Here is a 13,231-nt window from a genome sequence, read left to right as displayed (position 1 = left end):
TCATATCATTTGATATATAACGCTTTAGCACTATAAAAACTATATTTATTATATTAACAAGCACAGATTTTGTCAATTTATGTTTTCCTCAAATACAACAATTTAGCCCTCAATATGTTGCATCGTATTGGATATATTTATTTTCCACAGCTACAATTCACCTCATTTCTGTTTCATCTACCGGGTTATTTTCTTCCAGTTTCTCAACTTTTCCATCCACGCAGCGAATTCGATACAGTACATCACTCCATTCATCGGATGCTTCCTTATCGTTGTCTTCAAGAAATTCCCATTCTTTTGAATAGCCCCTAACATAAAGCCATTTTCTTTTCTTCTGTTTTATTTTCCTCTTTTTCATTTACATCCTCCGTATTAATCAATAACGCTTCGGTAATCAAAAAATTCCACCACGAGAATCGTCATAATTAAATTACTTCAGCCGAATCAGCTTAACGTAATGTACAAATGCCCTTTCCATCCATCGTCATTTGATAAATTGGACAATCACTGTCATATATGCTCTCTGCCTCATCATCTTCATCACATTTCAAATATGCCATATTAGCCTTGTATTTTCGTACACATATATTCCCTTTTATACAGGCCACTCCAACACATTTTTTTGCAATTACCGTTTCACTTTGATTACTCATATCATATCTGCACAGATTAAACTTTTTATCTATGTAAAGCAAATATTTACTGCTAAAATCATATAAAGTTCTTGTTTGAATATATGCACTTTTTAACATACGTTTTTTTACACGAAGCACTGAACTATACTGTACTTTAGTTTTATAAGAGATACCAAGTCTCTTTTTCGTGCCTTTCGATACGTTATTAAAATCAACCAGTTTTCCATCTGTCAACCGAATTCCATAAAGGAAATTTCGTCTTACAAAACAAAATTTTCCACCACTAAGAAAACATTTATTAAAAAATGATGATTGTTCGTCCAAAGTGACCAAAAATCCAATTCTCGTTTTCCATTCAAAGCAAACTTCCGGTCTTTGGCTTTCTTCAGAAATCCTGTATATAGTTGCAGAATATATGTTAAATAAGTCCTCCCAATCATCGTCGCGCTGTTTCACAAAATAAAATGCATTCTTATATCTTACAAAGGCAATTAGTCTTTCTTGATTTCCCAATGTAAACGTCAAAATCTTTTTCCTATTTTTATACACAAAATACTTATTTTTCGTTTTGTCCATACGGAGGTAATAGTAGTTCCCATTTACTACCTGTGAATACTGCGAAGCATCACAAACACTTTGGAAATAATTATTCGCATTCACATCCGGACAGTCCGCCATATTTTCATTGATTTTTCCCACCTGCACTGCTTTTCCCCCACGCTCTGACATCTGAACAACTCTACATTTGTCCGGCACATCCCAATTTTGTATTTCACCATAATCAGTCTCATAATCAGGTTCCAGTTCTTCGTCATATTTCTTAATAAACAAACAATCTTTTGATGTCTGTACATCGGACGCCTTTTTCTTATATACAATTGTATCCGCTAAACTCACCTTGTTTATTTTATGCACCTGACGTTCTTTGTCCAAATAATATATATTTTTGTTTGTGCATGAAAACAATACATCTCCGCCATCTTTGACAGCGTTGTTAAAGATTTGTTTTTTTGTTCCGTCCTGTCTATTTACCATGCAATTTGACACATACAAATTTTCATTATCAAATTTAATACTGACAGAACAATTTTTAACTGCATTTTTGCTAACATATGAATAAAATTTCTTTTCCATATTATTCTGCATATCAAAATAGTACAAATTTATCTTATTTTCATCGTGGATACCATAAAATATCTTATTATCATATACCGTATAATCCGAATCCCCTTGCGGTAGATGTGGCGCATTTATAACGGCTTTGTTTTTCTTTCCTGTCATGTTCCAAATATGTATTTTCTCTTGGTAATAAAGAATAACTTTATCCTTATAAACACACACATCATAAGCATCCGGTATCTGGGAGTCCGACCTGCTTTCACTAGCATTAAAGATTTCTACAAATGCATTGTTCTTAAAATCTATTTTTCCAATACTCCATTTATAAACGGCCTCTTCAAATTTGGTGTCTTTATCCGTATATTCATTGGCACATATTCGCAGTGCATAAAACTCTTTTTTGTATCTTACAAGTCCTGCTATATAACCATCAGACAAAGAAAAACCGCCAATTGTATTTCCATTGCAAAGAACTATATAATTTCTATCACCATCGGACTGCATCGTATAACATTTTCCTTCGCTAATCTGCCAATACTTTGCCGTTCTATCCGCACAAATCATCTTTAAGCCCTCTGATTGTGCATTGATATCCGGAATTTGTGTTGGATACTCAAACAACTGCATTTCTGCACATTCATTTTTCTTTGTTTCCTTTTCTTCTATTTTATTTTTCTCTTTTCTATTAAAGCAGATAAAAGCTACTACAAAAACAATTGCAAGTACCACTCCTGCCAAACCAATTTTTTTAATCTTACTCATCCCACTTTCTCAACTCTTTCATACTCTTAATTGCATAAATTTCATTATCCATTCCATCTCTATCACATAACCGGACAGCTCCTGTTTTGCTATCATATTTTAGCAACCCATTTTCGTCCTGCCAAAACCACTTGCCTTGAACACAACCTAACAATATCATAAATACATTTTTCTCATTCCACGACAAATATAAATGTTTTGCATTATCCAATTCCGGCTCATAAAGCACTAAATTTTTATTTACTTGATAGGATAACAATACCTCTCTATTGTAACCGCCCTTCACTTTTGTTTTTACCGAAAAATAAATCTTTTCTTTACTATAATACAATTCCTCTATGCTAAATTTTTTTATATCATCCATAGAAACACACAGGCAATTAACAAGCACCGGTAAAACTTCTTTTTTGGTTATTATCGCACTCTTTTCACCCGTTTTAATACTATATTTCTCTATTATTTGAGGGCGATTTTCTTTGCAATAATAAACTTCATCCTTTAATGGGTCAAATGCCACATTACTTGTCTGTTTTTCGTTAATCAAACTAACTTTGTTTTGTTTAATATCATAATAAAACAAAGCCTCTTCTCCCCATACAATTCCTTTCGACGAACTTCCAAACACTTGCCACTCCAGTATTTTTAGACTTGTTATTTCTTTTGGAACGATGCACTTTTTTGTTTTATTATTTTTCAGATCAACTAAAAAAATCTCATCTTCTTGTTGTATAATATAACTCCCCACTAAAGAATTATTATAGTTTACACATGATGCAGAGCGTAAATAAACAAGATACTTATCTACGACTATTGCTTCAGTTACTCCATCCAAATGCTCCACAACGTTTTGCTCTTTGCCTGCTAATACACTTCTCCCACCTCTCCCCTTCTTTAAAGGAATGCGGCATACTGCTTCAATTTCTATCCCATATTGGGTATTTTTTTTAATCTCCTTCTTAAAATACAACCAATCATCCGTTACTCGAATCAAGCACCCTTCCCCCATTGTTGCCTTTAGCTTTCTCTTATTTTCTCCGTTTATGTCATATGAAAATAAATTATTTTTCTCCACACAAAATATATCCGTAGAATTTGCATAGGGATAATCCCCCTCCCACGTTATCTTTTTCTTTACCTCTTGTTTATCCGTATTTTGCTTCACACCGCAGCTTGTACAACTAAACAATATTAACATAATCATTATTATAACTAACTTTTTATTGTACCGGATTGCCATCCCTTTTGTTCCTCCCTCTCTTTTTGTTCTGTCAATTCTTTTCCTTTTATATAATACAACGATTCACCCTTCAAAAATGTTGCAATATCTTCCTCTATTAGCATCAAAGCATGTTTAACTCTCCTTATTTATTCCTTAAAGAATCTTAGTTTTGTTCTTTCTTTTACATCAGGATCCTCGATATCATCATCGTAATACCACCCAGACCCGGTATAGCCCGGAAACATAACTTTTTTATATTTTTTTACATACACTCCCTTTTCTGTACAATCCACACTCATGTACTTCTCTTTCCCATACCCTTTCACCGATCCGGTTCTTTTGTCATATCTCTTCAAATGATAGTTTTTATCTAAATAGTAAAGATATTTAGAATTTGACGAAAAAAACCTGCTGCCCGACCTATTGCCATACCAATACTCGGGACACACTACTGCATCTTTCAAAACCTTTTTCGCTTTTCCACCATGTCTTGGAATTGCCAGCTCACTACAATATATGTAATCCTCATCCACATATATCATCAAATTTCCTTTTGCTTTTTTGTCTATTTTACTCGATGCAGCTTTCTTTTGCTCCCCTGTCTTCCAATTATAAGTATAGATAGCAACTTTCCCCTTGATTTCATTTGCATACCAAAAAGCATTTCCAACTAAATTTACATGGGGCAATGCCTTCTGCATCTCTTTTGGTATATTGAGTGCTGTCATTTTTTCTTTTTTTATATCATACATGCTAAACTGTCCACTTTTATATGGATTCAAATGATAAATATCGTCCGGATACTTCTCACGATTATCAAAAAATATTTTTTCATCTTGTATCTGCATGTAATCAAACCTATCATCACCATACACACGGTCTAATATAGTAAAATCAATATCTATTTTCTTAATACTGGATTTCTTATAATCTATCTGCGCTAAATATGTAGGGTATAATTCATCCTCATCATTTGAATATATGATAGTATACGCCTTATCGCCTTCTACCGCAAAAGTCCCCATGATTCCGCCTTTGGGAATTAAAAACTTTCCAATGGGTTCTTTATTTTTCATTACCGTATAGTTCCAATTACCATCCGTTACTAAATAATAGTAATCTCCGTCATACACCTGAGAATATTGCCAAACCGGTTTGCAGCTGCGTAGATAAACCCCTTGCATTTTATCGGTATTAACATTTTCCGTTTTCGTTTCATGTGATTTTGATTTTTCTTCCGTCGCATGAGGTGTTTTTTCGCTTCTCGGTGCTACGGATACCGACGTATTGCTGCACGAGCAAAGTAATACTATTCCTAACAGACATATACTGTTTAAAATGATTTTTTTCATCCAAATCCCCTCGCATATAAATTAACTTCTTTAATACTCCCCATAAAATATTAGTTGTTTACTACTTGGAACAAAATAGAATTCTCCAACAAATGAATCGGACGTATAGTCATCCGTAAATTCCTCGCAATACATATAATCCGTATTTTTTGTCTTTATTGATAAATTTGGTATAGTATCACACGGTTCCCAATCATATTCTCTTGCAATTTTTTCCGAGAAATTCTCACCAATATTTATGATGCCTTCAAAATGTATCCATTCTAATCCAATCTCCCTATCGTTACTTTTCTTCTCATATATATATGATACAGCTTTAATTTCTTCTATATTGGGAAATTTTGATTTTACAAATTCTATATCCGTAGAATTTGCATAGGAATAATCCCCCTCTCTTGTTATCTTTTTCTTTGCCTCTTGCTTATCCTTACTTTGCTTCACACCACAGCTTGTACAACTAAGCAATATTAACATAATCATTATTATAACTAACTTTTTATTGTACCGGAGCGCCATCCCTTTTGTTCCTCCCTTTCTTTTAGCAGTCTTTTTGTTCTGTCAACTCTTTCCCTTTTATATAATACAACGATTCAGCACTTATAAATGTTGCAGTTTATTGGACCTTTTTGTACGTCATACCAAACATAAACGAATCCCTAACAACACATAGATTATTATCAATCACTATTAAGAATTCCCCTACATCTTCCGATATCTTTTCTAATTTTCCTTTTGCCAAATCTAATCTATATATTCCATCGTCAATTGATTCTGCACGTGTAAGTGAATTATTCATATCTCCATCATTATAACTACATCTCATGTAGTAGATTTCTCCTTTCCAACGAACAACATCATTCCTTATTGCATACTCATTTGTTTCTTTTGAAGAAAAAGGAATTTTTTGTATGTACTTTGTTTTTAAATCAAACAAATACATATCAAAACCATCCGCACCATCACTTTCTGTACAAAATACAATTTTATTTTTCACAACGCATGCTCTTTCAAAATTAACTTCCACACCTTTTTTCTTCATATCAATTGCTTCAATTTCCTTCCATGAATAATCATATTTAAGCAACATTTTTTGAGCCGTATAAATATAAAGAAATTGATTATCACAAAATATAATCCGTGCCTCCTCCGATACCCTCTTTTCAGACTTTTTATTGGCCCCTAAGAGAGGCATTTCATATATCGCTTTTATATTGTCGGTAGTTGTATATATCAAACGGTTTTGCCACACCAGAAAATATGCAACCTGTCTAACGCAAATTTTCTCTTCCTTTGGACTTTTTAACCACAGTGCATTATTCTCATCTAAATAATATTTTGTATCATTAAACTTCTGTACACTTAAACTTTCAAAAGAACTCGTATTAATACTTGGCTGTATATTATCTATTTCCCGAGAAACAACATCCCGGTAAGAATGTGGTGCAAATACAATCCGATAACAGCAAAAAATCAATATTCCTGCCACTGCAACTAATATAATGTATTTTACTTTTTTCATTCCAAAATACTCCTCTGTGTTTTTTTCCATGCTTCCTTCTAATAAATTAAAACCATCTTCATCCATACTCCCCTCGTATGAATCCTCTGTAAAATTTCTAAGTATGTACTCATTCTATTCTTTTTGCCAAAAAATAAACAGGTCCAAAAAATATCAGATGGTCTTTATCTCTAATCCAAAATATATTTCCAAATTCATCCCATTCATCCTTATCATCAAAGACTGTTACTGCTTTAATTTTCTCGCTTTTAAAACCAAATCCACTATGAATATTAGCATGACTATACTCCCAAAAATCCTCTTCATTTTGTTTTTCCAATTTATAAATTGGATTTTTTAATTTCCACCTACCCAATGGCAGATTAGTCTCAATATAATTTTCACGTATAGTGACAGTCCCTCCTACATAATCTTTCATTGAAAATTCTCCATAAATATACCCGTATCCAACCATATCTAATATTTTCCATTTCCCATATATTGCCTGTAATTCCCCTCTCTTTGATTTATTTCTGCCTTTTGATTTTTTCGGAGTCTGAGTTGGTAACGAAGAATTTTCTATTATATCCGGCGTTCCGGTAGAATAATTCTCCTTCTTGCCAATATCCGGTTTATTTGTAGAAATGTTCTCCTGTCCACATGAAATAAGAGTTATACAACATAATAACATCGTTAAACTGTACTTAATTAATTTTAAAATCATAAAACAATCCTCCCTTAAATAATTTACTACGAACAAATAAATGTTTCAGTAAAACTTACTTGACGCCTACCATAGCTTCATCCCCTCCTTATTAATCCATAACTTTTAATATAACGCTTTGACAACAAAAATCTGTGTCTATTATATTAATAAACACAGATTTTGTCAATTTGCTTTTCCTAATATTTCACAATTTCCCTGACTTACTCAATTAATTTGGCACTCTCCATACTTGTCACACAACTCGGCTAATTCTTTATATACTTTGCCAGTAATCCTATATAATTCATTGTCTACCATCATAAAACCATCATAAAATTTAACTGTATAAATCTCTTTACCGCTTTCACCGTAACAAGTAATCATTGCCTGTGGTGGTTCACCACTTAATTCTTCAGCAGAATATTTTCCACGAATTGCTTTTATTCGATTCAAACTACAAACAACATTTTCAACATCTTCTCTCCCTTTAATCGACGCTTTTCCAGTAATAATATCATCCGTCATCATACTATGCATGCCAATATATATTTCTGAAATATTAGAAGCATTCAAATTAACAGGTGTTGTCTCAAAAAGAGTAACAAAAATAATTATAAAAGTTATAGGGAAAAGAATTATTAGTTTCTTCCATAATTTTATTTCAAACCACTTAGCACACATGCTTTTTTTCATATATAATTTCTACTCTCCTTCACACCAATACAGACGGTCAACAAATCTCTTTAAATCTTGCAACTATGTAAACTGGACGTCTCTCTTACTTACACTGAGAGATTCCCTATCTGTATCTATCGTAAGTTGTTTTATCTCCTTAATTACTCCTTAATAATATTTTAGATCATGCTATCAGCATCTTTGTCACAAAACATTTTAAGGACATTCTTCGTAATCATTTTCTATTTATACCAAGAACTTTTTGTCGCAAATATCTTATTATATACATTTTGTTTTACCACATTAACATCTTTAATTTCTTAACATATATATGATGATTATTCTTCTCCAACTTTCTTCAAAAAAAATAACAAGTTTTTCTGCTCATACTTATCCTTTACTATACAACTAAAAAATCCTTATAATTATATCCTATTAGCTGATATAATTAGGAAGTACTTACCGCTTTCCACTTAGCTAATTACATTTTTTATAATTATCCTACCATGTTGACGCATTCTTGCATCATCAATAACAAGTATATTCCCCTGTATGTAAAATCCACTTTTATTTTCAAGACCGGTTCTTTTTGCATTAGATACAGATGGAAACATACTTTCATCCATAGAGCATTCATCCACCATTTTTTCTAACTCTGTAATGGGAGTCTTTTTTAAGGATTCACGAAACCGTAAAGTTGCCCTCTCATTCTCTTTCTTATCCAAAACCGCAAATTCTTTTAAATAAACATCTGTTCCTTCTCGCATTTTTTTAATAATTGTCTTCTTATCCACAATGTCTTTTAAAAAAATTCTTTTTTTTCTTTTCAAATCAATTGTGATAAAATTACATATTTCAAAAACTTTGTTTGCATGAGTACGATATGTTAATTCAATTGACAAATATCTATCGTTATGGCACCTGATTACTGGTTGTTCTCGTTCTGCTACTGAGCTTACAAAACAATAGTTCATCCACTTTGTAGCACTATCAAACAAAATATCATTTATCTCATCTGTTGTTTCTAGGTTCTCATCTGTTGTTTCTAAACTAGCAAAATCCACAAAAGGTATCCAGCACTTTTTTGTCTTATTCCGGATTTTCTTTTCATAACTATAGAATCCAATCGAATAATTACCATCTTGTACCGTTTTTTTTTACTGTTGCAGTATTTTTCACTGTTTTAATATCATTACTTTCGTTTGCATTATTTCTAAAAAAACAACTCACCAAAAACACAATTATAATAATAACTATAATATTAATTCCCCAAATAATATTTTTTTTCATCCTCAATTCTCCTCGTATAAAATATTTTAGATTAGGCGTTTGCAAAACGCCACAAGCCACATAAATACTACACATTTCTCTTTAAAAGCAAATAACTCCTGACTAGATATGGTATAATTGAGTTGATAGATACTAAAGACCAATCACCTAGAAAGAAGTTATTCTAACATTATGATACCATCCTTATAGTTTTTCGTAAGCGTCTCGGTCAGCTGATTCAAAGCATTATAATGGTTTACTACGTTATCGTTCAATTGATTGTCTCCCAGCGTCACATCGACATCGATGTAAGACGTATCCTTTGCTTCTGTCGGAATTTCAGAGCGGTTCACGGTAGCAAGCTGGTTCCCGTTCTTATCATTTTTGTAAATTACCACATCGTTCTTCTCCGTGTCGGTATGCAGCGTATCGGTGCGGAGCAGTTCGTCGTTTTTGTTGTACTGATAAGCGGTTGTCTTGTTTCCGATTGTCATCTGTTTCCGGTTATTGTTGGCGTCATAGGTATAGGAAATATCTTCCCTTCTTAAGGGCAACATCCAGCATCTTCAGATCGTTCCTAAAGGGAATGACCTTCTGCTGTGGCAGTAAAGCTTTATTCTCAAGCGGAGGCAGAAGCGGTACATCTGCATAAGTTCGTCTGTAAAGGCTCTGCAGACTGTCCGGGTCTGTTGCATTCAGCCGGACTGCTTCATCCACTGTTTTAACGGCGCTGGCAAATCCTGTTCTTTCCGTAAGTTCAGCAAGAACCTTTAAGACCCGCCCCCGTTCCCTGCTTTCGCAGTTATCCATGTAAAGCTGCATGGTCTGGGGCATCATGTCATAAATGCCACTGTTTCGCAGAGAGCGTGGTTTCCTTGCGATATATGTAAGATATGGAAGCCAGTCCATTCTTTCATGCTCATCACCATAAAGGCGCTTGTGACGGACAATTTCGTGCATGTCGGTATCCATGACAATCACAGCAGATGATGTAATCTTAAGATTGACGATTGACTCACAAAAAGCCGGTGAAGCAGAATAACGGTGCTTTCCTGCATCAAGGGTAAACTTGCCATATTTATCTGTTGTCGCGGTCGTGTAAAGAGCCGTGTCGAATGGTACGCAAGGGAGTGGCCGCAAACGTGCCTTATCCTCTTCAAACAGTTCGCTGATAAAACGATTATCATCGTCATCATAATGCTCACGTTGCATGTCGCTTTCGCAGCGTTCAAGAAGATGACGATTTTCTTCTGCAAGATCATTGAAGCGGGGAACCGGTACAAGTTCGTTACGACGCAGGTAGCCGACCTTGTTTTCTACGTTTTCCTTTTCCCATCCGGATTCGGGATTCATGAATACCGGCTTGATTCGGTAATGCGCTGAAAACGCTCTGTTACATCTCGTCCGCCACCTTTAATAACCTTGGTGACAATGGTTCTGGTATTGTCAAACCAGATTTCAGTGGGAACCCCACCGATGTGCTCAAATATGGCAACCAGACCTTCCAGAAGACACTCCATGTTTTCTCCGTAATTAAGCTGGAGAAAGCCGCCGTTACTGTATGGAAAACTAAGCACAAGATACTTGGCTTCGTGATGAAGCCTGCCGTTTTCGTAAAAATCAGCAGTTCCAAAGTCCGCCTGACCTTCGCCGGGGTGATGCACAAGAGGAATGTAGCCATCGGTTCTCTTTAGCCGTAATTCCTCTTTCTTCTGTTTGACGTATAAAGCGACAAGCCTGTAACTGCATTCAAAGCCATCTGCCTCATCTTTAAGGCGTTTATAGACTCTTTTGGCTGTATGCCGCTGCTTTCGAGGTGCAAGCTTGTCTGCCAGCAGCCATTCATCAATCAGAGGTTTGAACGGGTCCAGTTTGGATTCATGAATCTCTGATATGATGTATCTGATCCATTGTAGTTGACATTCTCCTTTCCTCCTTGTCTTTATTTGTTTGCTACAACAAAAACAAGGTTAATGGTTTTTGGATATGTCTGCAATGGATCTTTTCATTGGAAAACTCATACTTGGTGGCTACCACTCAGGCGCTACACCGTTCCTGAGAGTTTTTAACGAATGTTTTGCAACATTCTCCAATTCTCATTTGCAACTTTCGGTAATTATATTTTACAATAAACACAACAATTGCAATACTCAAGTCGATTTTTGCAGAATGAGGGGACACTTTTGTAATTTTTTCGATATTCACCTGTCAAACTCCTGGGTAGTATCACGACTTAGAGGAACGATACTTCTGCCTAATAATCTGTAATAATAGCAATTTAACTAAAATAAGCCATATTAATTACCCCTTCTTTCTTTAATATCTCTAATCCAATGGATACATAGTAACGGCATGTTCCCTCTACATATGTAATACTAAAAGCATTTTCTGATATATAAAAATCCGCACGTGTCTCAACAGTAGTTTTTCCTTTCCCCTCATCATATAATAAAATATCCTCTTGTGACATTTTGCACTGTTCTAAAAGTTCTTTTATATCATCTTTTGACATTTCCTTCATTTTTTTTCTTATATATAGATCTGACTCATTCTGATTATTATCATATATTGTACCATCAGAGAAAATTGACTTTCCATCTCTTAACAAATCAATCAATTTACCTTCATTTTCTATCAATTCGCTATATGTAATTTTTCTTCCAGTTTGCATATCAATTGTAATATAATGATTTACAAACGATATGAATCTGCCACCAACACTTCTATAGGGCAATTCAATTGATAATATTTGCTTAGATTGACATATCACACGTGGTTTCTCTGACTTATGACCTTTCGAAAATATATTATCATTCATCAACCATGTTACCGCTTCCTGTTTTAAAACATTATTTATAGTCTTTTCTAAATCTTGGTTTCCTAGATTCTCCACATATGGCACATAAATTTTGAATCTGTCCCATTGTTCTTCCTTGTACTCCATATATTCGACATTATAAATTACTGGAAATTCAGTATTTTTTTCCTTTTTCCTTTCCGTCGTAAAAATATTAACAACAAATAACAAAAAGCCCAAAAATACACAACTAAAAATAATATATAACCATTTTCTTTTCATATTCAAACATATCACATCCTATCTCAATGGTAAATAAATTTATCACATCATTTACCATAGAACACTTTCATAGCTTTTTCATAAGATTTACTTCTCTCGCTCCATCTACTTGGTGCCCTATATTTCATATTATCAACTACTATCTTTTTCCTATTATAAGAAAATTTCTTTGTCTTCTTTCGTAATGAAGTCATATCAGAATTAAATTGTTCATATTTTTTATCACCTTTACTATAAGGCCATCCATTAATATAATACTGAGTAATCAAAAAAACCGATATACTTTTCCCATGATCACTAACATATTTATTCATACTATGACCACCTTTTTGACAAATCCCCCATTCCCAACATGCAGCCTCCCATGCATATTTTTTTGAAATCTGCTCTGTCCTATTTGTCTTAGGTTTAACTCCTATATATGACAAAAAATCAAGTTGATCATTTCCTGTAATTTGGATATATCCTGCACCTTTAGTATATACTGTATATCCATGACTCCTACAATAATTATCATCTCCCTCTTCTTGCATAATTCTTCCCTGACCACTCTCTTGATCACAGGTTGCCATCATCAATGCAATACTCTTCTTCTTCTTAATACCATATTTTTTTAAAAGAGCATTCATCATGCTAATATTCTTTTTAGTCCATTTCCTTCCCTTCCAATTTTTCTTCCATTTCATTCCATTTATATGCTTCATCTTAATTTTATAATGTCCACTCGGATCCCATGCATTCACCCCGTCATTCTCACAATAGGTATACAAATGCAGACTCAGCGGCTCATTACTTTCCCCGGTATAAGTATCTCTTGTGATAAATCTTCCTACACTTGGCTCATAGTATCTTGCCCGCAGATAAACTTCCTCCGTCTCTTTATCGTAGTATTCCCCACAATAACGGTACGGGTTCTC

16 protein-coding genes are annotated in these 13,231 nt (G+C 34.0%); all 16 read right to left on the bottom strand.

From position 1 onward, the window contains the following. Positions 1-157 precede the first annotated feature (157 nt). Positions 158-358: a hypothetical protein gene (locus DW019_RS11650; protein ID WP_118443510.1), complete on the bottom strand. Its 201-nt coding sequence runs from the start codon at positions 356-358 to the stop codon at positions 158-160. A 91-nt stretch (positions 359-449) separates the two neighbouring features. Next, complete coding sequence (locus tag DW019_RS11645) at positions 450-2,516, bottom strand: hypothetical protein (RefSeq protein WP_118443508.1); 2,067 nt, start codon at positions 2,514-2,516, stop codon at positions 450-452. Next, entirely contained in the window at positions 2,509-3,588 is a 1,080-nt protein-coding gene (locus tag DW019_RS11640; protein WP_147353030.1) for a hypothetical protein, read from the bottom strand. Before DW019_RS11640 ends, DW019_RS11645 begins: the two co-directional genes overlap by 8 nt. 137 nt (positions 3,589-3,725) lie before the next feature. Further along, on the bottom strand, positions 3,726-3,860 hold the full coding sequence (locus DW019_RS15685) for a hypothetical protein (RefSeq protein ID WP_279217653.1): 135 nt from the start codon (positions 3,858-3,860) through the stop codon (positions 3,726-3,728). 21 nt (positions 3,861-3,881) lie between these two features. Next, the gene (locus tag DW019_RS11635; RefSeq protein WP_118443505.1) at positions 3,882-5,087 is read right to left on the bottom strand and encodes a hypothetical protein; all 1,206 of its coding nucleotides are present in this window, start codon (positions 5,085-5,087) and stop codon (positions 3,882-3,884) included. A gap of 30 nt (positions 5,088-5,117) precedes the next feature. Further along, complete coding sequence (locus DW019_RS11630; protein WP_118443503.1) at positions 5,118-5,603, bottom strand: hypothetical protein; 486 nt, start codon at positions 5,601-5,603, stop codon at positions 5,118-5,120. A gap of 97 nt (positions 5,604-5,700) precedes the next feature. Continuing rightward, on the bottom strand, positions 5,701-6,672 hold the full coding sequence (locus DW019_RS11625; RefSeq protein ID WP_118443502.1) for a hypothetical protein: 972 nt from the start codon (positions 6,670-6,672) through the stop codon (positions 5,701-5,703). A gap of 43 nt (positions 6,673-6,715) precedes the next feature. Next, complete coding sequence (locus DW019_RS11620) at positions 6,716-7,309, bottom strand: hypothetical protein (RefSeq protein WP_118443500.1); 594 nt, start codon at positions 7,307-7,309, stop codon at positions 6,716-6,718. A gap of 207 nt (positions 7,310-7,516) precedes the next feature. Beyond that, entirely contained in the window at positions 7,517-7,984 is a 468-nt protein-coding gene (locus DW019_RS11615; RefSeq protein ID WP_118443498.1) for a hypothetical protein, read from the bottom strand. Positions 7,985-8,439: 455 nt separating this feature from the next. Further along, positions 8,440-9,030, bottom strand: coding sequence for a hypothetical protein (locus DW019_RS11610; protein WP_118443497.1), 591 nt, complete (start codon positions 9,028-9,030; stop codon positions 8,440-8,442). 70 nt (positions 9,031-9,100) lie between these two features. Then, a complete protein-coding gene (locus DW019_RS15150) occupies positions 9,101-9,256 on the bottom strand; it encodes a hypothetical protein (RefSeq protein ID WP_182431121.1) in 156 nt (51 codons plus the stop codon). Positions 9,257-9,414: 158 nt separating this feature from the next. After that, on the bottom strand, positions 9,415-9,792 hold the full coding sequence (locus DW019_RS11605) for a hypothetical protein (protein WP_118443495.1): 378 nt from the start codon (positions 9,790-9,792) through the stop codon (positions 9,415-9,417). Next, positions 9,752-10,447: a hypothetical protein gene (locus DW019_RS15540; protein ID WP_243024152.1), complete on the bottom strand. Its 696-nt coding sequence runs from the start codon at positions 10,445-10,447 to the stop codon at positions 9,752-9,754. The genes DW019_RS11605 and DW019_RS15540 overlap by 41 nt, the downstream gene beginning before the upstream one ends. A gap of 137 nt (positions 10,448-10,584) precedes the next feature. After that, entirely contained in the window at positions 10,585-10,899 is a 315-nt protein-coding gene (locus DW019_RS15535) for a hypothetical protein (protein WP_243024151.1), read from the bottom strand. Positions 10,900-11,513: 614 nt separating this feature from the next. After that, the gene (locus DW019_RS11595; protein ID WP_118443493.1) at positions 11,514-12,320 is read right to left on the bottom strand and encodes a hypothetical protein; all 807 of its coding nucleotides are present in this window, start codon (positions 12,318-12,320) and stop codon (positions 11,514-11,516) included. 41 nt (positions 12,321-12,361) lie between these two features. Continuing rightward, positions 12,362-13,231 (bottom strand): RHS repeat-associated core domain-containing protein (locus tag DW019_RS11590; RefSeq protein WP_147353029.1); only part of this gene is annotated, 870 nt, incomplete at its 5' end.

The sequence above is a fragment of the Clostridium sp. AF37-5 genome, from assembly GCF_003477605.1.
Lineage (GTDB): Bacteria > Bacillota > Clostridia > Lachnospirales > Lachnospiraceae > Eubacterium_F.
This window is presented reverse-complemented; position numbering and strand designations above follow the sequence as displayed.

Excerpts from the sequence above, each read along its gene's own strand:
- DW019_RS11650 (WP_118443510.1), bottom strand. The coding sequence starts at position 358 with ATGAAAAAGAGGAAAATAAAACAGAAGAAAAGAAAATGGCTTTATGTT.
- DW019_RS11645 (WP_118443508.1), bottom strand. The coding sequence starts at position 2,516 with ATGAGTAAGATTAAAAAAATTGGTTTGGCAGGAGTGGTACTTGCAATT.
- DW019_RS11635 (WP_118443505.1), bottom strand. The coding sequence starts at position 5,087 with ATGAAAAAAATCATTTTAAACAGTATATGTCTGTTAGGAATAGTATTA.
- DW019_RS11630 (WP_118443503.1), bottom strand. The coding sequence starts at position 5,603 with ATGGCGCTCCGGTACAATAAAAAGTTAGTTATAATAATGATTATGTTA.
- DW019_RS11625 (WP_118443502.1), bottom strand. The coding sequence starts at position 6,672 with ATGGATGAAGATGGTTTTAATTTATTAGAAGGAAGCATGGAAAAAAAC.
- DW019_RS11620 (WP_118443500.1), bottom strand. The coding sequence starts at position 7,309 with ATGATTTTAAAATTAATTAAGTACAGTTTAACGATGTTATTATGTTGT.
- DW019_RS11615 (WP_118443498.1), bottom strand. The coding sequence starts at position 7,984 with ATGAAAAAAAGCATGTGTGCTAAGTGGTTTGAAATAAAATTATGGAAG.
- DW019_RS15150 (WP_182431121.1), bottom strand. The coding sequence starts at position 9,256 with ATGAAAAAAAATATTATTTGGGGAATTAATATTATAGTTATTATTATA.
- DW019_RS11605 (WP_118443495.1), bottom strand. The coding sequence starts at position 9,792 with ATGTTGCCCTTAAGAAGGGAAGATATTTCCTATACCTATGACGCCAAC.
- DW019_RS15540 (WP_243024152.1), bottom strand. The coding sequence starts at position 10,447 with ATGCAACGTGAGCATTATGATGACGATGATAATCGTTTTATCAGCGAA.